Raw genomic sequence first — 22,030 nt, forward strand, 5'->3', positions numbered from 1 at the left:
GGACAGGGTAGGCGGTCATCGCGATCGGCGATAACAGTCAGAGCGGTATGACGGATTCCCGATCACGGAAAGGCGGAGGACCATGGAGAGGGGCGCACCGCCCTTGATCCCCTTTTCGAGCACCTCTTCGACGAACGCGCACGTGGAGCACAGTTGAAACGCCTGCGACGGCCCCTGCGGATGCCGATCGACCCCTACATCCTCCTGCTGCTGGGGACGGTGGGCCTCGCGGCTCTCCTCCCCGCCCGCGGCCAGGCCGCCGACACGGTCTCCGGGGTCTCCACCGGCGCCATCGCCTTCCTCTTCTTCCTCTACGGCGCCCGCCTGTCGACCCGCGAGGCGATGGACGGCCTGCGCCACTGGCGCCTCCACATCACCGTCCTGGCCTGCACGTTCGTCATCTTCCCCCTCCTCGGCCTGGCCACCGCGGCCCTGGCCCCCACCATCCTCACCACCCCCCTCCAGCAGGGCGTCCTCTTCCTCACCCTCGTCCCCTCCACCGTCCAGTCCTCCATCGCGTTCACCTCGATGGCCCGGGGCAACGTCCCCGCCGCGATCTGCGCGGGCTCCTTCTCCTCGATCATCGGCATCGTCGTCACCCCCCTCCTCGCGGCGGCCCTGCTGGGCGGCACGGGCGGCTTCTCGGCGGACTCGTTCCTCGACATCGTCCTCCAGCTCCTGGTGCCGTTCCTCGCCGGCCAGCTGACCCGCCGCTGGACCAGCGGCTTCCTCACCCGCCACAAGAAGGTCCTCGGCCTCGTCGACCGCGCCTCGATCCTCCTGGTCGTCTACTCCGCCTTCAGCGAGGGCATGGTCCGCGGCATCTGGCACCAGGTCAGCCCGGCCCGCCTCGGCGCGCTCCTCGTCGTCGAGGCCGTGATCCTCGCGGTGATGCTGGCCCTCACCTGGTACGGCACCAAGGCCCTCGGCTTCTCCCGCGAGGACCGCATCACCATCCAGTTCGCCGGCTCCAAGAAATCCCTGGCCTCCGGCCTGCCGATGGCGAGCGTGCTGTTCGGGGCACAGGCGTCGCTGGCGGTGCTGCCGCTGATGCTGTTCCACCAGATGCAGCTCATGGTGTGCGCGGTGATCGCGAAGAGAAGGGCAAGGGACGTCACGGAGACACAGGCTGGAGCGATCCCGCGAGAACCGGTGAGGACAGGCAAGTAAAGAAAAACAGCCGGCAAGTGCCCACCAAGTCCCGCACCCGCACCGGCCACCGGCCGCGAAGGAGCCGAAGGGGCGCGTCGGTGTCGAGGACACGATCGCGCGCAGGCCCGAAGGGCTGAGCACGTTCGTGTCCTCGACACCGACTGAGGCGCCCCGCAGGCGAGAGAGCCAATGTCACGCGCGCGCCAACCTTCCAGCCACCGCCCACTCAGCCAGGCCCACCCCTCAAGAAACCCCCACCCCAGAGACAACCCGTTCCGCCCCGGCGTAGACATTCATGGAGGCCCCCCGCAAGAACCCCACCAGCGTCAACCCCGCCTCCTCCGCCAGATCCACCGCCAGCGACGACGGCGCCGACACCGCCGCCAGCACCGGAATGCCGGCCATCACGGCCTTCTGCGCCAACTCGAACGAGGCCCGCCCGGAAACCAGCAGCACACACCGGGACAGCGGCAACTCCCCGCTCTGCAAGGCCCGTCCGACCAGTTTGTCGACGGCGTTGTGCCGCCCCACGTCCTCCTTCACGTCGAGGAGTTCGCCGTCCTCGCTGAACAGCGCGGCGGCGTGCAGCCCGCCCGTGCGGTCGAACACCCGCTGCGCCGCCCGGAGCCGGTCGGGCAGTTCGGCCAACAGGCCGGCGCCGACGCGGAGTCGAGGGTCGTCCGCGATGGTCCAGCGGGCGGTCGTCCGGACGGCGTCGAGGCTCGCCTTCCCGCACAGCCCGCAGGACGACGTCGTATAGACGTTCCGCTCCAGCGTGATGTCCGGCAGGACGACGCCGGGGGAGGTGCGGACGTCGACGACGTTGTAGGTGTTGCCGCCGTCGGAGGTGGCGCCCGCGCAGTAGACGATGTTCTGGAGGTCGGCGGCGTCCGCGAGGACCCCCTCACTGACCAGGAACCCCGCCGCCAGCGCGAAATCGTCCCCCGGCGTCCGCATCGTGATGGCGATGGGTCTGCCGTTGAGGCGGATCTCCATCGGCTCCTCGGCCACGAGCGTGTCGGCCCGCGCCGACACGGCACCGTCGCGGATCCGGACCACTCTGCGGCGTTCGGTGACTCGTCCCATGCCGTTCATTGTCCCGCAGGCCGGCGGCCGGGCGGAAACGCGTGGCGACTCACGGAAACTCGCGGAAACTCGCGGAAACGATCACCCCGACCGTTCGGCGCTCGCCGCATACCGTTCACCGCATACCGTCCACAACGGGCTTCTCAACGCCGGGGAAGATTTCTATCGTTCCGGATTCATGAGTCCCCCCATCGCACCGCCGGGCTGGAGCCGCTGGCTCGTTCCCCCCGCCGCGCTCTCCGTCCACCTCTCGATCGGCCAGGCGTACGCCTGGAGCGTGTTCAAGCCGCCGCTGGAGTCCGCCCTCGACCTCAGCGGCACGCAGAGCGCGCTGCCGTTCCAGCTCGCCATCGTCATGCTGGGGCTGTCCGCCGCGTTCGGCGGCACCCTCGTGGAGCGCAACGGCCCGCGCTGGGCGATGACGGTCGCCCTCGTCTGCTTCTCCACCGGGTTCCTGGTCTCCGCGCTGGGCGCCGCGACCGAGCAGTACTGGCTGATCGTCCTCGGCTACGGGTTCATCGGCGGAATCGGCCTCGGCATCGGCTACATCTCCCCGGTGTCGACGCTGATCAAGTGGTTCCCGGACCGGCCCGGCATGGCCACCGGCATCGCCATCATGGGCTTCGGCGGGGGCGCGCTGATCGCCTCGCCGTGGTCCGCGCAGATGCTGGAGTCGTTCGGCTCGGACAGCGACGGGATCGCGCTGGCGTTTCTCGTGCACGGGCTGACGTACGCCGTGTTCATGACGCTCGGGGTGCTGCTGGTGCGGGTGCCTCGTGTGGCCGAGGCGAAGGACGCGGCCTCCGCCGAGGCACCGGCCGTCGTCGGCGGCCCCCAGGTCTCCGCGAACAGCGCCGTGCGCACCCCGCAGTTCTGGTGCCTGTGGATCGTCCTGTGCATGAACGTGACCGCCGGGATCGGCATCCTGGAGAAGGCCGCGCCGATGATCAAGGACTTCTTCGCGGACACCTCGCAGACGGTGTCGGTGACGGCCGCCGCCGGGTTCGTCGCGCTGCTGTCCGCCGCGAACATGGCGGGCCGCATCGGCTGGTCGTCGGCGTCCGACCTGATCGGCCGCAAGAACGTCTACCGCGTCTACCTGGGCGTCGGCGCGCTGATGTACGGGCTGATCGCGAGCTTCGGGGACTCCTCGAAGCCGCTGTTCGTGGTCTGCGCGCTGGTGATCCTCTCCTTCTACGGCGGCGGCTTCGCCACGATCCCCGCCTATCTGAAGGACCTGTTCGGCACCCACCAGGTCGGTGCGATCCACGGCCGTCTCCTCACCGCCTGGTCCACGGCCGGCGTGCTCGGCCCGCTGATCGTCAACTGGATCGCCGACCGCCAGGAGGAGGCCGGCAAGAGCGGCGCCTCCCTCTACACGCTCTCCCTGTTCATCATGATCGGCCTGCTCGCCGTCGGCTTCGTCGCCAACGAACTCGTCCGTCCGGTCCACCCTCGCCACCACGTCACCACCACCCCGAAGGAGGCCGACGATGCCGTCGACGCCGGAGCCCGACAGCAGCCCGAGTCCGCCTGACCGGCGTCCGCTGATCGTCTTCGCCTGGCTGTGGGTGGGGGCGCCGCTGGTCTACGGTCTGTACGAACTCGTACAGAAGGCCACGAAGTTGTTTACCGGCTAGTACTCACCGTTACGGCTTCGAGGCGCCCTCCGTTGTGAGGGAAGCTGACAACAGGGGCGCCGGAATCCTGTCGCATCACCTGTCCGCGTACCCGTGAGTCACTGACCAAACTGGGGAATCCCGCTACCCAAGGCCACGAGGGGACCCCCAGATGAACGGCTCTCGCATCGCCGCCGTCGGCCACTACCAGCCCGCCAGGCTGCTCACGAACGCGGAGCTGGCGGGCATGGTGGACACCAGCGACGAGTGGATCACCTCCCGGGTGGGCATCCGCACCCGCCACATCGCCGGCCCCGACGAACCCGTCGACGAGCTCGCCGCGCACGCCGCCGCCAAGGCCCTCGCCGCCGCCGGTCTCGGCCCGGACGACATCGACCTCGTCCTCGTCGCGACGTCCACGGCCGTCGACCGCTCGCCCAACATGGCCGCCCGGGTCGCGGCCCGCCTCGGCATCCCCGGGCCCGCCGCGCTGGACCTCAACGTCGTGTGCGCCGGGTTCACGCACACGCTCGCCACCGCCGACCACACCGTCCGCGCGGGCGGGGCGAAGCGGGCGCTGGTCATCGGCGCCGACAAGATGTCCGAGGTCGTCGACTGGAGCGACCGCACGACCTGCGTCCTCGTCGGGGACGGGGCGGGCGCGGTCGTCGTCGAGGCGTCCGAGGAGCCGGGGATCTCGCCCGTGCTGTGGGGGTCGGTGCCGGAGATGGGGCACGCCGTGCGGATCGAGGGGCAGCCCGCGCGGTTCGCACAGGAGGGGCAGAGCGTGTACCGCTGGGCGACGACCCAGCTGCCGCCGCTCGCCCGGCAGGCCTGCGAGCGGGCCGGTCTCGTGCCGGCCGACCTCAAGGCGGTCGTCCTGCACCAGGCCAACCTGCGCATCATCGAGCCCCTCGCGGAGAAGATCGGGGCGGTGAACGCGGTGGTGGCACGGGATGTCGTGGAGTCCGGGAACACGTCGGCGGCGAGCATTCCGCTGGCGTTCTCGAAGCTGGTGGAGCGGGGGGAGATCTCCAAGGGGGATCCGGTGCTGTTGTTCGGGTTCGGGGGGAATCTGTCGTACGCGGGGCAGGTGGTGCGGTGCCCGTGAGGGGGGGCGGGCGGGGTGTGACGTGTGATGTGTGGCGCGTGAGGTGTCACGCATGACGCGTGAGGTGGTCCTGCGTGGTGCGTGATGTGTGCTGTACCACCGCCCCGGTCCGGCTCTCGTGCGCCGTAGACTGTAGACGAAAGACAATCGATACTGGCCTTCCGGTGGCGCCTGGTGTGCCGCCCAAGAGGAGACCGCGATGCTGTCGTCTGGACTGCCGCACGGTTCGGTGCCCCGGCTGGAGCGGCCCGGCCCGCTGCGGGACCGTGTCTACGAGGCGCTCCTCGAACTGATCATCACGCGTGCGCTCGGACCCGGTCAGCATCTCGTGGAGAGCGAGCTCGCCGGGCACCTCGGGGTGTCACGGCAGCCGGTGCGGGAGGCGTTGCAGCGGCTCAGCACCGAGGGATGGGTGGATCTGCGGCCCGCGCAGGGGGCGTTCGTGCACGAGCCCACGGAGCAGGAGGCGGACCAACTCCTCACGGTGCGGACCCTGTTGGAGGCCGAGGCGGCCGGTCTCGCCGCCGCCGACCCCACCGAGGCGGGGCTCGCGGAGCTGCGGGAGATCCAGCGGCTCGGCCTCGACGCGGTCGCCCGCGACGACGTCGACGCGGCCGTCGCCCTCAACGCCCGCTTCCACACGACCGTCATGGAGATGTCCGGCAACACCGTCCTCGCGGGGCTCGCCGCGCAGGTCGACCGGCGGGTGCGGTGGTACTACACGCCGATCGCCCGGCAGCGGGGGCGCAAGTCCTGGGACGAACACCGGGAGTTGATCGCCGCGATCGAGGGGCGGGACGGGGAACTGGCCGCGCGGTTGATGCGGGAGCACACGGAGCATACGCGGCGGTCGTATCACGCGCGGGAGAAGTAGGAGCGGGGGACGGGTTCTCGGGCCGACGCGGGGTGCTTCCCGCGTGATTCGGCCGGTTTCGGCGGACGTTCTCACCCTGATCTTTGTCCTGTGAGTGGAGAAAGTCCGCGGTAATCCGTGCACAACTTCTTCCCACCTCCGGCGCCCGCTGCTACGTTCCCTTCGAAAGCCCGGAGCCGACGGCGAGCAGAGGCGGGGAGGGACACGTGAGACGGATGACGGCACGGCCCGCGAACGCCCATCAGGCCCGGCTGCTGCACCTCTTGAGGGACGGCGGCCAGAGCTCCCGGGCCCAGCTCGGTGACCAGGTCGACCTCTCGCGGTCCAAACTGGCCGTGGAAGTGGACCGGTTGCTGGAGACGGGACTGGTCGTGGCCGACGGCCTCGCCGCCTCCCGGGGCGGCCGGCGCTCGCACAACGTGCGCCTCAACCCCGAACTCCGTTTCCTGGGCGTCGACATCGGCGCGACCTCGGTCGACGTCGCCGTCACCAACGCCGAGCTGGAGATCCTCGGCCACCTCAACCAGCCCCTCGACGTCCGCGAGGGCCCGGTCGCCGTCTTCGAGCAAGTCCTCGCCATGACAGCCAAGTTGCGGGCCACCGGTCTCGCGGAGGGCATCGACGGCGCGGGCATCGGAGTCCCGGGGCCGGTCCGCTTCCCCGAGGGCGTGCCCGTCGCCCCGCCGATCATGCCGGGCTGGGACGGCTTCCCCGTACGGGAGGCGCTCAGCCAGGAACTCGGCTGCCCGGTGATGGTCGACAACGACGTGAACCTGATGGCGATGGGGGAGCAGCATGCCGGCGTCGCCCGGTCCGTCGTCGACTTCCTCTGCGTCAAGATCGGCACCGGTATCGGCTGCGGCATCGTCGTCGGCGGGCAGGTCTACCGCGGTACGACGGGCAGCGCGGGCGACATCGGACACATCCGGGCGGTTCCCGACGGGCGTCCGTGCGCCTGCGGCAACCGGGGCTGTCTGGAAGCCCACTTCAGCGGCGCGGCGCTGGCCAGGGACGCGATGGAGGCGGCCCGCCAGGGGCTGTCCGCCGAACTCGCCGAACGGCTCGCCGCGCACGGCACGTTGACCGGTGCGGACGTCGCCGCGGCGGCCGTCGCCGGTGACACCACCGCCCTCGACCTGATCCGTGAGGGGGGCGGTCAGGTCGGCCAGGTCATCGCCGGTCTCGTCTCCTTCTTCAACCCCGGCCTGGTGGTGATCGGCGGCGGGGTGACCGGCCTCGGCCACACCCTGCTCGCCGCGATCCGCACCCAGGTCTACCGCCAGTCGCTGCCCCTGGCGACCGGCAACCTGCCCATCGTCCTGGGGGAGTTGGGCCCCACCGCCGGAGTCATCGGCGCGGCCCGGCTGATCAGCGACCACCTCTTCTCACCCGCGTGAGCCACTCGCGTAAGCCACTCGCTCAAGCACAGCGCCGCCCTCTCCACCCCGCTCGCTCCACCATGCCTGCCCGGCACCGGAGTTCACCCGCCCGGCAGGCCGGCACGCCCTGACACAGGCCCGCACTGCCCGCCGAGGGGAACCACATGGCATCACAGCCACCGCTGCTCAGCATGTCCGGTATCACCAAGTCGTTCCCCGGCGTCCGGGCCCTGGACGGCGTCGACCTCGACGTCCAGGCCGGTGAAGTGCACTGCCTGCTCGGCCAGAACGGCGCGGGAAAGTCCACGCTCATCAAGGTCCTGGCCGGCGCCCACCAGCCCGACGACGGCACGATCCGCTGGCTCGGCGAGGAGGTCGTGCTGCGCTCGCCGATCGCCGCGATGCGCCTCGGCATCGCGACCATCTACCAGGAACTCGACCTCGTCGAGCACCTGTCGGTCGCCGAGAACGTCCACCTGGGCCACGAACCCACGGCCGCCGGGTTCGTCGTCCGAAGGGGCACGGCGAAAGCGTCGACAGCGGCCCTGCTCAAGCGACTCGGCCACCCCGAGGTCGATCCGGGCACGCTGGTCGGCGAGTTGTCGGCGGCGCAGCGGCAGATCGTGTCGATGGCGCGGGCCCTCTCGCACGACGTGCGGCTGATCGTGATGGACGAGCCGTCGGCCGCGCTCGACCCCGACGAGGTCGACAACCTGTTCCGGATCGTCGCCGGCCTCACCGCCGACGGCGTCGCCGTCGTCTACATCTCGCACCGGCTGGAGGAGATCCGCCGGATCGGTGACCGGGTGACCGTCCTCAAGGACGGCCGGGCGGTCGCGGGCGGGCTGCCCGCCGAGTCGACGCCGACGCGGGAAGTGGTCGCGCTGATGACCGGCCGCAATGTCGAGTACGTGTTTCCGGAGCGGCCGGCCGAGGAGGCGAGCGGGACTCCGGTGCTCCAGGTCCAAGGACTGGCTCGGGACGGGGAGTTCGCGCCCGTCGACTTCGAGGTGCGGGCCGGGGAGATCGTCGGACTCGCGGGACTGGTCGGCTCGGGGCGCTCCGAGATCCTCGAAACCGTGTACGGCGCCCGGAAACCGACGGCCGGTCAGGTCCTCGTCGAGGGGCGGAAGTTGAGGCCGGGCAGCGTGCCCGCCGCCGTCCGCGCCGGGCTCGGGCTGGCCCCCGAGGAGCGCAAGGCGCAGGCCCTGCTGATGCTGGAGTCCGTCACCCGCAACGTCTCCGTGTCCACGCTCTCCCGCTTCGCGCGCGCCGGCTGGATCGACCGCACCTCGGAGCAGGGGGCCGCTCGGGCGGCGACCCGTGAACTCTCCCTGCGTCCTGACAATCCGTCAGCCGCCGTCCGTACCCTCTCCGGCGGCAACCAGCAGAAAGCGGTCCTCGCCCGCTGGCTGCTGCGCGGCTGCAAGGTGCTCCTCCTCGACGAGCCGACCCGTGGCGTCGACGTCGGAGCGCGCGCCGAACTCTACGCAGTCGTACGCCGGTTGGCCGACGAAGGGCTCGCCGTGCTGCTCGTCTCCAGCGAGGTGCCCGAAGTCCTCGGCCTCGCCGACCGCGTCCTGGTCCTGCGCGAGGGCCGTGTCGTCCACACGGCACCCGCCCGCGAACTCGACGAACACCGTGTCCTCGACCTCGTCATGGAAGGGAGCCCCGCGTCATGACGCAGCCCGTCTCACCGCCGCGGGACAGCGCCGACAAGATGCCGGAAGCGGCTCAAGTCCCGGTCTGGCGCGGCCTGCTGGCCCGTGCGGACCTCCGTATCGTCTCCCTGGTCGGCGTCCTCGCCGTGCTGGTCGTCATCGGCGGGATCACCAAGCCCGACGAGTTCCTCGACACCCGCAACCTCCAACTCGTCCTGACCCAGGCTTCGGTGATCGGCGTCGTCACCGTCGGGATGACCTTCGTCATCATGTCCGGCGGCATCGACCTCTCCGTCGGCGCGATCGTCGCCCTCGCCTCCGTGTGGGCGACCACCGTCGCCACCCAGGAGTACGGGTTCGCCGGGATCCTCTTCACCGCCGTCCTCGTCGGCCTCGGCTGCGGCCTGGTCAACGGGGTGCTCATCGCCTACGGCGGGATGGTGCCGTTCATCGCGACGCTCGCCATGCTCGCCTCGGCGCGCGGACTCGCCCTCCAGATCACCGACGGCCGGACCCAGATCGTCACGATCGACGGCGTCCTGAAACTCGGCGAACGCGACGCGTACGTCCTCGGGGTCCCGCCGCTCGTCCTGGTGTTCGCACTCGTGACGATCGTCGGATGGCTGCTGCTGAACCGGACCACGTTCGGGCGCCGGGCCGTCGCGGTCGGCGGGAACCCGGAGGCCGCGCGGCTCGCCGGCATCGACGTCCGCCGCCAGCGGCTCTACCTCTACCTGCTGTCCGGGCTGTGCTGCGGGATCGCCGCGTTCCTGCTGATCATCCTGTCCGGCTCCGGCCAGAACACCAACGGCAACCTGTACGAACTCGACGCGATCGCCGCCGCCATCATCGGAGGAACCCTGCTCAGCGGGGGTCGCGGCACCATCGTCGGCTCCGTCCTCGGGGTGCTGATCTTCACCACCATCACCAACATCTTCGCCCTGAACAACCTCCAGACCGACGTCCAGCAGATCGCCAAGGGCGCGATCATCGTCGCCGCCGTGCTGGTCCAGCGCCGTACCGCGAGCACCACCTGAGGAAAGGGTCCAGTCCTATGTCACACCTTCCCAGCCGCAGAGGGCTGCTCTTCGGGACGGCCGCCGTCTCGGCCACCGCCGTCCTCGCCGGTTGCACCAGCAACGAGACCAGTGACGACAAGCAGGAGACCGGGAGCAGCGGGCAGCCCGTCGCCGACGACCAGCCCGGAAAGAAGGTCACCGTCGGGTTCGCCGGACCCCAGGCCGACCACGGCTGGCTCAACGCCATCAACGACCAGGCCAAGAAGCGCGCCCAGAAGTATTCCGACGTGCACCTGGAGATCACCGAGGGCTCCAACGACACCGCCCAGCAGATCGGGCAGATCGAGACCCTCATCAACAAGAAGGTCGACGTCCTCGTCATCCTGCCCGCCGACGGCAAGGCCCTCACCCAGGTCGGCCTCAAGGCGATGCGGGCCGGCATCCCCGTCGTCAACCTCGACCGGATCTTCAACACCCCGCAGGCCTACCGGTGCTGGATCGGCGGCGACAACTACGGCATGGGCTTCAACGCCGGGCGGTACATCGGCGAGAAACTCAAGGGCAAGGCGAACGCGAAGGTCGTCGAACTCGCCGGCATCGACAACCTGGAGCTGACCCGGCAGCGCACACAAGGCTTCGACGACGCGCTGAAGAACTACCCGAACCTCAAGAAGGTCGCCCGCCAGGCCGCCGAGTTCACCGTCGAGACGGGCCAGGCCAAGATGGCCCAACTCCTCCAGGCCCAGCCCCAGTTCGACGCCCTGTGGAACCACGACGACGACCAGGGCGTGGGCGCGCTGCGCGCCGTCGAGCAGGCCGGGCGCGACGACTTCCTGATGGTCGGCGGCGCGGGCGCGCTCTCCGCGATGCAGGCCATCAAGCAGGACAAGGGCGTCCTCAAGGCGACCGTCCTGTACCCGCCGACGATGGCCGCCTCCGCGATCGACCTCGCCCGCGCCCTCGGCCAGGGCAAGGGCGTCGGCGGGCTCGCCGAGTTCGAGATCCCCGCCTCGATCACCCTGTACTCGGCCGTCGTCGACAAGACCAACGTCGACCAGTACATGCCCACCGGTTTCAGGTGACAGAACCGGCCGACGGCGGATGACGGCCGCAGGTCAGCACCCCCACCGCGCGCACCACGAAGCGCACCACGAACGAGGAGGACCACCGCATGGAACAGCCGCAGGAGCCGACGGGACCGGCCGGGGCACAGGGGAAGCCGCCGCTTCGCGTCGGCATGGTCGGCTACGCCTTCATGGGCGCCGCCCACTCCCAGGGCTGGCGCACCGCCGGCCGGGTCTTCGACCTTCCCCTCAGCCCGGTTCTCGCCGCGATCTGCGGACGCGACCCGGACGCGGTCCGCGCGGCGGCGGACCAGCACGGCTGGCAGTCCACCGAGACCGACTGGCGGGCGCTGATCGCACGCGACGACATCGACCTCGTCGACATCTGCACCCCCGGCGACAGCCACGCCGAGATCGCGCTCGCCGCCCTCGCGGCCGGCAAGCACGTGCTGTGCGAGAAGCCCCTCGCCAACACCGTCGAGGAGGCCCGGGAGATGACCCGCGCCGCCGAACAGGCCTACGAGCGCGGCCGGTTGGCGATGGTCGGGTTCAACTACCGCCGGGTGCCCGCCACCGCGTTCGCCCGGCAACTGGTGGCGGACGGACGGCTCGGCAGGCTCCGGCACCTGCGGGTGACGTACCTTCAGGACTGGCTCGTGGACCCGCAATTCCCGCTCACCTGGCGGCTGCGCAAGGAACTCGCCGGCTCCGGATCCCTCGGGGACCTCGGCGCGCACATCGTCGACCTCGCGCAGTACCTGGCGGGGGAGCGGCTCGCGGGGGTGTCGGCGATGACCGAGACGTTCGTCCGGGAACGCCCGCTGCCGGGCGCCGGAACCAGCGGGCTCAGCGCGGGCACGGCCACCGGGGGAGCCCGCGAGACCGGCGCCGTCACCGTCGACGACGCCGCCCTGTTCAACGCCCGGTTCGCCTCCGGCGCCCTCGCCTCCTTCGAGGCGACCCGCTTCGCCACCGGCCGCAAGAACGCCCTGCGCATCGAACTCAACGGCGAGAAGGGCTCGCTCTGGTTCGACCTGGAGCGCCTCAACGAACTCTGGTTCCACGACGGGACGCTCCCCGCCACCGAGGCGGGGTTCCGCCGCATCCTCGTCACCGAACCCGAACACCCCTACCTCGGCGCCTGGTGGCCCCCGGGCCACGGCCTCGGCTACGAGCACACCTTCGTCCACCAGGCCCGCGACCTCGTCCACGCGATCGCCGAACTCCGCGCCCCGCAGCCGTCGTTCGCCGACGGACTCCAGGTGCAGCGGGTGCTCGCCGCCGTCGAGGAGAGCGCCGAGAAGAACTCCGTCTACACCCCCGTCACGGACTGAGGAGCCCGGACATGCCGCGCCCGTTCACCCTGTTCACCGGCCAGTGGGCCGACCTGCCGCTCGAAGAGGTCTGCCGCCACGCCCGCGACTTCGGCTACGACGGACTCGAACTCGCCTGCTGGGGCGACCACTTCGAGGTCGACAAAGCCCTCGCCGACCCGGCGTACATCGACTCCCGCCACCAACTCCTCGACAAATACGGCCTGAAGTGCTGGGCGATCTCCAACCACCTGGTGGGCCAGGCCGTCTGCGACGCCATCATCGACGAACGCCACCAGGCGATCCTGCCCGCCGACGTGTGGGGCGACGGCGACCCCGAAGGCGTCCGGCGCCGCGCCGCGAGCCGGATGCGCGACACCGCCCGCGCCGCGTCCGCGTTCGGCGTCGACACCGTCATCGGCTTCACCGGCTCCGCGATCTGGCACCTCGTCGCGATGTTCCCGCCCGCCCCCGAGGCGATGATCGAGCGCGGGTACGACGACTTCGCGGAGCGCTGGAACCCGATCCTGGACGTCTTCGACGCCGAGGGCGTGCGGTTCGCGCACGAGGTGCACCCCAGCGAGATCGCCTACGACTACTGGACGACCCACCGCGCCCTGGAGGCCGTCGGCCACCGGCCCGCGTTCGGGCTGAACTTCGACCCCTCGCATTTCGTGTGGCAGGACCTCGACCCGGTCGGGTTCCTCTGGGACTTCCGGGACCGGATCTACCACGTCGACTGCAAGGAGGCCCGCAAACGCCTCGACGGACGCAACGGGCGGCTCGGCTCCCACCTGCCGTGGGGCGACCCCCGGCGCGGCTGGGACTTCGTGTCGGCCGGGCACGGGGACGTCCCCTGGGAGGACGTGTTCCGGATGCTGCGGTCCATCGACTACCAGGGCCCCGTCTCCGTCGAGTGGGAGGACGCCGGCATGGACCGGCTCCAGGGAGCGCCCGAGGCGCTCGCCAGCCTCAAGAAGTTCGACTTCGAGCCGCCGTCGACCTCGTTCGACGCGGCGTTCTCCAACTGACCGGCGGACCAGGCCGGTTCGACAGGGCTGAGAGGTCCGTCCACTGTGACGGACCGTCAGTTCCCTTCCCGCGTCCCGGGATGACGGCGCATCCCGGTGACCGTACGCACCCGAAGGCACCACCCTGGAGGCACCCGTGCACGGGAACGACCGCACCACCCCCGCACCCCGCTCCCCGAGACGACGCCCACCCCTGCGCCGAGCCGTGGCGCTGCTGTCCGGCGCCCTGCTCGCCGGGGCATCCCTCACCCTCGCCACACCCCCCGCCGGCGCAGCCGTCGCCGACGACGCGAGAACCACCGCCGCCGAGGACTTCCAGCAGGTCACCCTGGCCAAGGGCGAGGCGGAGGTCGGCGAACCCATGTCGCTCGCCGTCCTCCCCGACCGCTCCGTCCTGCACACCTCCCGCGACGGCGAACTCCGCCGCACCGACGCGGCCGGCAACACCCGGCTCATCGGCAAGCTCGACGTCTACAACCACGACGAAGAGGGCCTCCAAGGCATCGGCGTCGACCCGCAGTTCAGTAGCAACCGCTTCATCTACCTCTACTACGCACCCAAGTTGAACACCCCGGCCGGCGACGCCCCCGAGAACGGCACCCCCGCCGACTTCGCGCCCTTCGACGGCGTCAACCGCCTCTCCCGCTTCACGCTCAACGCGGACAACACCCTGAACGCGGCCAGCGAGAAGCAGATCCTCGACGTCGCCACCACCCGCGGCCTGTGCTGCCACGTCGGCGGCGACATCGACTTCGACGCGGCCGGCAACCTGTACCTGTCGACCGGCGACGACACCAACCCCTTCCAGTCCGACGGGTTCACCCCCATCGACCAGCGCGACGGCCGCAACCCCGGCTTCGACGCCCGCCGTTCGGCCGGCAACACCAACGACCTGCGCGGCAAGATCCTGCGCATCAAGGTGAACGCCGACGGCACGTACACGGTCCCAGACGGCAACCTCTTCGCGCCCGGCACCGCCAAAACGCGGCCCGAGATCTACGCGATGGGCTTCCGCAACCCGTTCCGCTTCAGCGTCGACAAGGCCACCGGCTACCTCTACATCGGCGACTACGGCCCCGACGCGGGCGCCGCCGACCCGAAGCGGGGACCCGGCGGGCAGGTCGAGTTCGACCGCGTCACCGGCCCCGGCAACTTCGGCTGGCCCTTCTGCACCGGCGCCAACGACCCTTACGTGGACTATGACTTCGCCACCAAGACCTCCGGCGCCGCCTTCGACTGCGACGCGCCGAAGAACACCTCCCCGCACAACACCGGCCTCGTCGACCTGCCCCCGGCCCAGCCCGCCTGGATCCCCTACGACGGCGCCTCCGTACCGGAGTTCGGCGACGGCTCCGAGTCCCCCATGGGCGGCCCGGTCTACCGCTACGACCCGAACCTCGACTCGCCCGTCAAGTTCCCCGCCGCGTACGACGGCGACTTCTTCGCCGGCGAGTTCGGCCGCCGCTGGATCAAACGCATCACCAGCGACGCGAACGGCACCGTCAAGTCCATCAACAACATCCCCTGGACCGGCACCCAGGTGATGGACATGGCCTTCGGCCCCGACGGCGCGCTCTACGTCCTCGACTACGGCACCGCCTGGTTCGGCGGCGACGAGCACTCCGCGCTCTACCGCATCGAGAACGCCACCGACGGCCACTCGCCCGTCGCCCAAGCGGCTGCCAACAGGACGTCCGGACAAGCCCCGTTGAGGGTGACGTTCTCCTCCGCCGGAACCACCGACCAGGACGGCGACGCCCTCACCCACCGCTGGGACTTCGGCGACGGCGCCACGTCGACGGCCGCGAACCCCACGCACACCTACCGCAAGAACGGCACCTACACCGCCACGCTGACCGCCAAGGACCCGGGCGGACGGACCGGCAGCGCGAGCGTCCAGGTCGTCGTCGGCAACACCGCCCCCACCGTCGTCCTCCAAGTCCCCCAGAACGGGCACCTGTTCAGCTTCGGTGACGCGATCCCCTTCAAGGTGAAGGTGACCGACCCCGAAGACGGCAAGGCCATCGACTGCGCCAAGGTCACCGTCCGCTTCATCCTCGGCCACGACAGCCACGGCCACCCGATCACCTCCGCGACCGGCTGCTCCGGCACCCTCCAGACCAGCGCCGACGGCGGCCACGACCCCAACGCCAACATCTTCGGCGTGCTCGACGCCGAGTACACCGACAACGGGGGCGGCGGACAGGCCGCGCTCACCTCGCACGACCAGAGCGTCCTCCAGCCCCGCCACCGCCAGGCCGAGCACTACACCAACTCCAGCGGCGTGACCGTGAGTTCACGGGCCACCGCGAACGGCGCGAAGGCCGTCGGGTCCATCGAGAACGGCGACTGGATCTCGTTCACGCCGTACGCGCTGCGGAACGCCACCTCGGTGACGGCGCGCGTCGCCTCCGCCGGAGCCGGCGGCACCCTGGAGATCCGTGCCGGATCCGCCAAGGGCACCCTCCTCGGCAAGGCCACGGTGCCGGTGACCGGCGGCTGGGAGACCTACCAGGACGTCACCGCGAAGCTGTCCCGCACGCCTCGCGGGACCACCGACCTCTACCTCGTCTTCAAGGGCCGCAGCGGTCAACCCCTGTACGAGATCGACGACTTCACCTTCACCACCGGCTGAGAGGAAAGCCCCATGATGCGCGCACTCGGCGCGGTCGCGGGCGCCACCCTGCTCCTCGGCGCGCTCGCCGAACCATCCGCCCTGGCCCAGCCGGACCGCGGCACCCCACGGGTCCTCGTCTTCTCCAAGACCGCCGGCTTCCGGCACGACTCCATCCCCGACGGCATCAACACGATCCGCGAACTCGGCGCCTCCAGCGGCGAGTTCAGAGTCGACGCGACCGAGGACGCCACCGCGTTCACGAAGGCCAACCTCCGCCGCTACGCCGCCGTCGTCTTCCTCTCCACCACCGGGAACGTCCTCGACGACACCCAACAGGCCGCGTTCGAGAGCTACATCCGCAAGGGCGGCGCCTACGTCGGCATCCACTCCGCCGCCGACACCGAGTACGACTGGGCGTTCTACGGCGGCCTCGTCGGCGCGTACTTCCGCAGCCACCCGGCGATCCAGCAGGCCGACACCGTCGTCGAGGACCGCGCCCACCCGGCGACCTCGGCCCTCCCGCCGACCTGGCACCGCACCGACGAATGGTACGACTACCGCGCCAACCCCCGTGCCTCCGTACGGGTGTTGGCCTCCCTGGACGAGTCGTCCTACACCGGTGGCAGCATGAACGGCGACCATCCGATCGCCTGGTGCCAGACCTATCAGGGAGGCCGCGCCTTCTACACCGGCGCGGGACACACCAAGGAGTCCTACGCCGACCCGGCCTACCGAGGGCATCTGCTCGGCGGCATCCGGTACGCCATCGGCGCGGCGCAGGCCGACTGTCGGCCGGAGAGCGGGTACACGAAGCTCACCGACGGCGACTGGCGGCAGGCCGGCCCCGGCTCCTTCACCCGCTCGGCCGACGGGACGTGGACGTCGTCCGGCGGGATGGGGCTCCTCTGGTACGCCGGACGCGCCTTCACGTCGTACTCGCTGAAGGCCGACTGGAAGGTCACCGGGGACTCCAACTCCGGTGTGTTCGTGGGCTTCCCGCCCTCCGACGACCCCTGGTCCGCCGTCGACAACGGGTACGAGGTGCAGATCGACGCCACCGACGTGCCCTGGCGCACCACCGGCTCGGTCTACGGATTCAAGTCCGCCGACCTGATCAAGCGCGACCGGGCGCTGAACCCGCCGGGGGAGTGGAACACGTACGAGATCCGCGTGGAAGGTGAACGGCTGCGCGTCTGGCTCAACGGCGTGCAGATCAACGACTTCACCAACCGGGACCCGGCGCGCAGCCTGCGCGACGGACACATCGGGCTCCAGAACCACGGGCCCGGCGACGAGGTGTCGTTCCGCGACATCCGCGTCAAAGAACTGCCCGTCACGGGCCGTTGAACGGCGGCGGGCGGGAGACGCCGGACTCCCGCCCGCCGTCCACTCCCCGACTCACGTGTGTTGCAAGGAGATTGCCATGCCCAAGGTAGGTGTCTGGCTGATCGGCGCACGCGGTTCCGTCGCCACCACCGCCGTCGCGGGCTGCGCCGCCGTCACCGCGGGGCTGCGCCCGCCGACCGGACTCGTCACGGAGAAACCGGAGTTCGCCCACGCCGGGCTGCCGCCCCTCACGTCCCTCGTCTTCGGCGGCCACGACGTCACGGACACGCCGCTGCCGAAGCGGGCGGAGGAGTTGGCGGCGGAGGGGGTGCTGCCGGTGGGGCTTCCCGCTGCGGTGGAGGCGGAACTGGTGGCTGCCGAGCGGGAGATCAGGGCGGGTGCGGGAGGGACCGGCTTCGGCACTGGGGAGGGGACGGGCGGGGCGGATGCCGGGGGTGGCAGCGATGAGGCGGGTGGGGAAGGGGTGGGGTGCGTGCATGGACCGGACGGGGTGGAGCGTGGGCCGGGGGAGGAGGGTGCGGGACAGGCGGGGCTCGTCGGCGCCGCTTCCGGAGGCGGTGATCCGTCCGGCGCGCTCGACAGCGACGAACAGCTGATCGCCGCCCTCGCCGCCGACATCCAGGACTTCGTACGACGCCGGGGGCTCGACCGGGCCGTCGTCGTGAACGTCGCCTCCACCGAGGCGGCGCCCGACGGCCCCGCCCTGCCGCCGAGTTCGCTGTACGCGGCGGCAGCGCTGCGGGCCGGCTGCGCCTACGTGAACTTCACGCCCTCCACGGGGCTGCACCACCCCGCCCTCGCGGAGCTCGCCGCGTCGTGCGGGCTGCCGTACGCCGGGCGGGACGGGAAGACGGGGCAGACGCTCCTGCGGTCCGTGCTGGGGCCGATGTTCAGCCGCCGTGCGCTGGACGTGCGCGCCTGGTCCGGCGTCAACCTCCTCGGCGGTGGGGACGGCGCCGCCCTGGCCGACCCGGGGGCCGCCGCCGCGAAGAACGCCGGCAAGGGGCGGGTCCTCGCCGACACCCTCGGTGCCGTCCCCGAGGGGCGCGTCCACATCGACGACGTCCCCGCCCTCGGTGACTGGAAGACCGCCTGGGACCACATCGCCTTCGACGGGTTCCTCGGAACGCGGATGACTCTCCAGACGACCTGGCAGGGCTGTGACTCGGCACTGGCCGCGCCGCTGGTCCTCGACCTGGCCCGGCTGGCGCTGCGCGCGCACGAGCGGGGGGTGGTGGGGCCGTTGTCCGCGTTGGGGTTCTTCTTCAAGGACCCGGTGGGGGAGAGTGCCGCGGGGCTGGAGGAGCAGTGGGGGGAACTTGTCGAGTTCGGGCGGGAGTTGGGGGTGGTGGCCGAGGAGGCGGGGGAGCTACCGGGGTTGCCGACGTTGTCGGGCTCGGCGGATCCGGCGGGGCCGGCGTCCTCGACTGTTTCGGCGCCCTCATCGGGTCCGTCAGGACCTGTTTCCCCCGGTGCTCCCGTCAGGTCAGAAGGCGTGGCCCCGGTCGGCCCTGGCGTCCCGGCAACCCAGGCGGGCCCGTCGGGTTCGGTGGATTCGGAGGCCCCGGTGGGTGGGGAGAGCGGTGAGGGTGGGGCCGGGAGCGGTTCCGAGGCCGGAGGTGAGGGGGTGTGAGCCGGGCCGACGGACGGGCGAGTGGTGTGCGTGCGGGCTCGGGCGCCGACGGAGTCCCCCTGCCACGGACCTCCGCGCGGAGCGACGTACCCGCCCCGGCACCAGGGCCGGCCCCTCGTCCCGGTGGGCATGTCGAGCGTGCGGCCTCTCAGCCGTCCACCTTCCCCGGCACCCCTCCTCTCCGTTTCGGCTACGGCACCAACGGCCTCACCGACCTGCGTCTCGACGACGCCCTCACCCTCCTCGCCGATCTCGGCTACGACGGCGTCGGCCTGACCCTCGACCACATGCACCTGGACCCGCTGGCCCCGGACCTCCCCGCCCGCACCCGCCGTCTGGCCCGCCGCCTCGACGCCCTCGGCCTGAGCGTGACCGTCGAGACGGGCGCCCGCTACATCCTGGACCCCCGCCGCAAACACGGCCCCTCCCTCATCGACCCCGCCCCTCAGGACCGCGCCCGCAGAACCGCCCTGCTGATCTGCGCGGTGGAGATCGCCGAGGAACTGGGCGCCGAGGCCGTCCACTGCTTCAGCGGCGTCCTCCCGGAGACGGAGACGGAACCCGAGTCGGAACGGAACCCGGACCACGGGCCGGGACAGAGCCGGGGGCCGGTGCGGAGAGGGAGGCCGCGACAGGGACAGGGGCCGGGACCGGAGCCTCGACCCGCGCCATGGAGTGAGCCGCAGCCGTGGCGGGAGCCGGACACAGAGCGCGAACAGCACCCGGCAACGGTGGCGGGCCCGGCACCGGCCGGATACGCGGAACCCGCCCGCCCACCGGCAGAGCAGTCGGCGCCGAAGCCGCCGCATCCTTCGACGCCCGCCCGCCCCTCGAACAAGCCCCACTCCTCCACGCCGGAGCCGCTCAGCTCCCTGGACCCACCCCACCCCCCGACACCAGCCCCGGCGCACCCCCACCCGACCGCCTGGACCCGCCTCACCGACAGCCTCACCCCCGTCCTGGCGAGAGCCGCCACCGCCGGCATCCCCCTCGCGATCGAACCCGAACCCGGCCACCTCCTCGCCACCCTCGCCGACTTCCACCACCTCCGCACCCTCCTGGACGACCCCGCGTACCTGGGCCTCACCCTCGACATCGGCCACTGCCAGTGCCTGGAGCCCCTCTCGCCCGCCGACTGCGTCCGCGCGGCCGCCCCCTGGCTGCGGCACGTCCAGATCGAGGACATGCGGCGCGGAGTCCACGAGCACCTCCCCTTCGGCGACGGCGAGATCGACTTCCCGCCCGTCCTCGCGGCCCTCGCCGCCACCGGCTACCGGGGTCTGACGGTCGTGGAACTCCCCCGCCACTCCCACGCGGGCCCCCACCAGGCGGCCCGCTCCCTCCCTTTCCTCACCGCTGCGGCCACCCCCTGAAGGAGGCCCTCCGATGCCCCACCCGGACCGGGCCCCCCTTGGGACGCGGCCCACCGACACCGCTGCGGACACCCACCCGGCGGACGACCTCCGCCGGACCCCGACCCCGGCCGAACCCCCACGACGGACGGAACCGTGATGCCCCTCTCCGACCCCCACCCCCACCTGACGTCCCGCACGACCGACGGCAACGACGCGGCACCCGCCGCCCACCAGGGCGCTCGCCTGCCGCGCGGCGAGGAGTGAGCGATGCGCTTCCGCCACCCCGACGGCTCGACCGTCCACCTCGCCTACTGCACCAACGTCCACCCCGCCGAAACCCTCGACGGCGTCCTCGCCCAGCTCCGCGACCACTGCGAGCCCGTACGCCGCCGGCTCGGCCGCGACCGCCTCGGCATCGGCCTGTGGCTGGCCCGGGACGCCGCGCACGCCCTGGACTCCGACCCGGCCGCCCTGCGCGCCCTGCGGACCACCCTGGACCGGCGCGGCCTGGAGGTCGTCACCCTCAACGGCTTCCCGTACGACGGGTTCGGCACCGGGGAGGTCAAGTACCGCGTGTACAAGCCGGACTGGGCCGACCCGGAACGCCTGGACCACACCACCGCACTCGCGCGGGTCCTCACCGGGCTGCTGCCGGACGACGTCACCGAGGGCAGCGTCTCCACCCTGCCGCTCGCCTGGCGCACCGTCCTCGACGGGGAGCGCGCGGACACGGCCCGCACCGCCCTGCGCACGCTCGCCGAACGCCTCGACGCGCTCCAGGAGCTGACCGGCCGGTCCGTGCGGGTCGGCCTCGAACCCGAGCCGGGCTGCGTCGTCGAGACCACCGCCGACGCCCTCGCCCCGCTCGCGGCGATCGCGCACCCCCGGATCGGGATCTGTGTCGACACCTGCCATCTCGCCACCTCCTTCGAAGACCCGCACACCGCCCTGGACGCCCTCGCCGCGGCCGGCGTCCCCGTCGTCAAGTCCCAGCTCTCCGCCGCTCTCCACGCCGAGCGGCCCGATCTCCCCGCCGTCCGCGAGGCGCTCGCCGCCTTCGCCGAGCCCCGCTACCTGCATCAGACCCGCGCGCTCACCGCCACCGGCCTCACCGGCGCCGACGACCTGCCCGAGGCCCTCACCGCGGACGCCCTGCCCACCGGAGTCCCGTGGCGTGCCCACTTCCACGTCCCGCTGCACGCGACGCCCGCCGCGCCCCTCACCTCCACGCTCCCTGTCCTGCATGCCGCGCTCTCCCGTCTCGTCGGCGGCCCGCACCCGCTCACCCGGCATCTCGAAGTCGAGACCTACACCTGGCAGACCCTCCCTCCCGCGCTCCGGCCCCGCACCCGCGCCCAGCTCGCCGACGGCATCGCCGCCGAACTGGCCCTGGCCCGCGACCTCCTGACCGACCTGGGCCTCAAGGAACTCCCCTGAGCCCCGCCCCGATCCCGGCCGCCGACCCGTCCGACAGTCCGTCCGCCGGTCGTGACTCAACGTAACCACACGCCACTGACAACGGACCCCGAAGCCCTCCGAACCCCTTCCGAGAGGCCCCCGAACCCCGGCCGGAACCCCCAGGTCACCGCCCGGAGAACCGATCCGTCACCCCCCGTCACCACCGACCCGAAAGCGAGACACCGTGACCGCGTTCAACGACGAATCCGGCACCGGCGAGGCCCTGCGCCGCACCCTCGGCATCGGCCGCCGCCGCTTCCTCACCACCTGCACCGCCGTCGCGGGCGCCGCGATCGCCGCCCCCGTCCTCG

17 protein-coding genes and 2 pseudogenes are annotated in these 22,030 nt (G+C 71.5%); 18 read left to right on the top strand and 1 reads right to left on the bottom strand.

Annotated features, from left to right (window positions below; translation table 11 throughout):
• The first annotated feature begins 180 nt into the window (after positions 1-180).
• Positions 181-1,170: a bile acid:sodium symporter family protein gene (locus tag ACVNF4_RS05150; protein ID WP_461801464.1), complete on the top strand. Its 990-nt coding sequence runs from the start codon at positions 181-183 to the stop codon at positions 1,168-1,170.
• A gap of 225 nt (positions 1,171-1,395) precedes the next feature.
• On the opposite strand, the gene fdhD is transcribed toward ACVNF4_RS05150, so the two are convergent.
• The gene (fdhD, locus tag ACVNF4_RS05155; protein ID WP_461801450.1) at positions 1,396-2,238 is read right to left on the bottom strand and encodes a formate dehydrogenase accessory sulfurtransferase FdhD; all 843 of its coding nucleotides are present in this window, start codon (positions 2,236-2,238) and stop codon (positions 1,396-1,398) included.
• Positions 2,239-2,416: 178 nt separating this feature from the next.
• Here fdhD and ACVNF4_RS05160 point away from each other — a divergent pair, with 178 nt between their 5' ends.
• From ACVNF4_RS05160 to ACVNF4_RS05240, 17 genes and pseudogenes are all read left to right on the top strand, one after another.
• Positions 2,417-3,775: an OFA family MFS transporter gene (locus tag ACVNF4_RS05160; protein ID WP_461801451.1), complete on the top strand. Its 1,359-nt coding sequence runs from the start codon at positions 2,417-2,419 to the stop codon at positions 3,773-3,775.
• Complete coding sequence (locus ACVNF4_RS05165) at positions 3,732-3,878, top strand: MFS transporter small subunit (RefSeq protein WP_461801452.1); 147 nt, start codon at positions 3,732-3,734, stop codon at positions 3,876-3,878. The genes ACVNF4_RS05160 and ACVNF4_RS05165 overlap by 44 nt, the downstream gene beginning before the upstream one ends.
• A 151-nt stretch (positions 3,879-4,029) precedes the next feature.
• Complete coding sequence (locus tag ACVNF4_RS05170; RefSeq protein ID WP_461801453.1) at positions 4,030-4,968, top strand: beta-ketoacyl-ACP synthase III; 939 nt, start codon at positions 4,030-4,032, stop codon at positions 4,966-4,968.
• A gap of 199 nt (positions 4,969-5,167) precedes the next feature.
• The gene (locus ACVNF4_RS05175) at positions 5,168-5,842 is read left to right on the top strand and encodes a GntR family transcriptional regulator (RefSeq protein WP_461801454.1); all 675 of its coding nucleotides are present in this window, start codon (positions 5,168-5,170) and stop codon (positions 5,840-5,842) included.
• A gap of 215 nt (positions 5,843-6,057) precedes the next feature.
• Entirely contained in the window at positions 6,058-7,239 is a 1,182-nt protein-coding gene (locus tag ACVNF4_RS05180; RefSeq protein WP_461801455.1) for an ROK family transcriptional regulator, read from the top strand.
• Between the two features lie 146 nt (positions 7,240-7,385).
• Positions 7,386-8,903 (top strand): sugar ABC transporter ATP-binding protein, encoded by a 1,518-nt coding sequence (locus tag ACVNF4_RS05185; RefSeq protein ID WP_461801456.1) that lies wholly within the window; start codon positions 7,386-7,388, stop codon positions 8,901-8,903.
• Positions 8,900-9,919, top strand: a complete 1,020-nt coding sequence (locus ACVNF4_RS05190) for an ABC transporter permease (RefSeq protein WP_461801457.1) — start codon at positions 8,900-8,902, stop codon at positions 9,917-9,919. The genes ACVNF4_RS05185 and ACVNF4_RS05190 overlap by 4 nt, the downstream gene beginning before the upstream one ends.
• A 17-nt stretch (positions 9,920-9,936) precedes the next feature.
• Positions 9,937-10,983: a substrate-binding domain-containing protein gene (locus ACVNF4_RS05195; protein WP_461801458.1), complete on the top strand. Its 1,047-nt coding sequence runs from the start codon at positions 9,937-9,939 to the stop codon at positions 10,981-10,983.
• A gap of 89 nt (positions 10,984-11,072) precedes the next feature.
• A complete protein-coding gene (locus ACVNF4_RS05200; protein ID WP_461801459.1) occupies positions 11,073-12,299 on the top strand; it encodes a Gfo/Idh/MocA family protein in 1,227 nt (408 codons plus the stop codon).
• Between the two features lie 11 nt (positions 12,300-12,310).
• Positions 12,311-13,309: a sugar phosphate isomerase/epimerase family protein gene (locus tag ACVNF4_RS05205; RefSeq protein ID WP_461801460.1), complete on the top strand. Its 999-nt coding sequence runs from the start codon at positions 12,311-12,313 to the stop codon at positions 13,307-13,309.
• A 136-nt stretch (positions 13,310-13,445) separates the two neighbouring features.
• Positions 13,446-15,944 (top strand): PQQ-dependent sugar dehydrogenase, encoded by a 2,499-nt coding sequence (locus tag ACVNF4_RS05210; protein ID WP_461801461.1) that lies wholly within the window; start codon positions 13,446-13,448, stop codon positions 15,942-15,944.
• Between the two features lie 15 nt (positions 15,945-15,959).
• Positions 15,960-17,273: a ThuA domain-containing protein gene (locus ACVNF4_RS05215; protein WP_461801465.1), complete on the top strand. Its 1,314-nt coding sequence runs from the start codon at positions 15,960-15,962 to the stop codon at positions 17,271-17,273.
• Positions 17,274-17,349: 76 nt separating this feature from the next.
• Positions 17,350-18,906, top strand: a complete 1,557-nt coding sequence (locus tag ACVNF4_RS05220) for an inositol-3-phosphate synthase (RefSeq protein WP_461801462.1) — start codon at positions 17,350-17,352, stop codon at positions 18,904-18,906.
• Between the two features lie 215 nt (positions 18,907-19,121).
• Positions 19,122-19,466 (top strand): annotated as a pseudogene (locus tag ACVNF4_RS05225) (TIM barrel protein); the annotation flags it as partial.
• A gap of 357 nt (positions 19,467-19,823) precedes the next feature.
• Positions 19,824-20,279: pseudogene (locus tag ACVNF4_RS05230) on the top strand (sugar phosphate isomerase/epimerase family protein); the annotation flags it as partial.
• 249 nt (positions 20,280-20,528) lie between these two features.
• Positions 20,529-21,698, top strand: coding sequence for a metabolite traffic protein EboE (gene eboE / locus ACVNF4_RS05235; protein ID WP_461801463.1), 1,170 nt, complete (start codon positions 20,529-20,531; stop codon positions 21,696-21,698).
• Positions 21,699-21,903: 205 nt separating this feature from the next.
• The coding region (locus tag ACVNF4_RS05240; RefSeq protein ID WP_461801466.1) for a twin-arginine translocation signal domain-containing protein at positions 21,904-22,030 on the top strand (127 nt) is incomplete at its 3' end.

The organism is Streptomyces sp. S6, from assembly GCF_054880855.1.

Bases quoted from the DNA above. Each gene is read 5' to 3' on its own strand.
- ACVNF4_RS05160 (WP_461801451.1), top strand. From the start codon at position 2,417: ATGAGTCCCCCCATCGCACCGCCGGGCTGGAGCCGCTGGCTCGTTCCC.
- ACVNF4_RS05215 (WP_461801465.1), top strand. From the start codon at position 15,960: ATGCGCGCACTCGGCGCGGTCGCGGGCGCCACCCTGCTCCTCGGCGCG.
- ACVNF4_RS05220 (WP_461801462.1), top strand. From the start codon at position 17,350: ATGCCCAAGGTAGGTGTCTGGCTGATCGGCGCACGCGGTTCCGTCGCC.
- ACVNF4_RS05180 (WP_461801455.1), top strand. From the start codon at position 6,058: ATGACGGCACGGCCCGCGAACGCCCATCAGGCCCGGCTGCTGCACCTC.
- fdhD (WP_461801450.1), bottom strand. From the start codon at position 2,238: ATGGGACGAGTCACCGAACGCCGCAGAGTGGTCCGGATCCGCGACGGT.
- ACVNF4_RS05170 (WP_461801453.1), top strand. From the start codon at position 4,030: ATGAACGGCTCTCGCATCGCCGCCGTCGGCCACTACCAGCCCGCCAGG.
- eboE (WP_461801463.1), top strand. From the start codon at position 20,529: ATGCGCTTCCGCCACCCCGACGGCTCGACCGTCCACCTCGCCTACTGC.
- ACVNF4_RS05175 (WP_461801454.1), top strand. From the start codon at position 5,168: ATGCTGTCGTCTGGACTGCCGCACGGTTCGGTGCCCCGGCTGGAGCGG.
- ACVNF4_RS05150 (WP_461801464.1), top strand. From the start codon at position 181: ATGCCGATCGACCCCTACATCCTCCTGCTGCTGGGGACGGTGGGCCTC.
- ACVNF4_RS05165 (WP_461801452.1), top strand. From the start codon at position 3,732: ATGCCGTCGACGCCGGAGCCCGACAGCAGCCCGAGTCCGCCTGACCGG.
- ACVNF4_RS05185 (WP_461801456.1), top strand. From the start codon at position 7,386: ATGGCATCACAGCCACCGCTGCTCAGCATGTCCGGTATCACCAAGTCG.
- ACVNF4_RS05190 (WP_461801457.1), top strand. From the start codon at position 8,900: ATGACGCAGCCCGTCTCACCGCCGCGGGACAGCGCCGACAAGATGCCG.
- ACVNF4_RS05205 (WP_461801460.1), top strand. From the start codon at position 12,311: ATGCCGCGCCCGTTCACCCTGTTCACCGGCCAGTGGGCCGACCTGCCG.
- ACVNF4_RS05200 (WP_461801459.1), top strand. From the start codon at position 11,073: ATGGAACAGCCGCAGGAGCCGACGGGACCGGCCGGGGCACAGGGGAAG.
- ACVNF4_RS05195 (WP_461801458.1), top strand. From the start codon at position 9,937: ATGTCACACCTTCCCAGCCGCAGAGGGCTGCTCTTCGGGACGGCCGCC.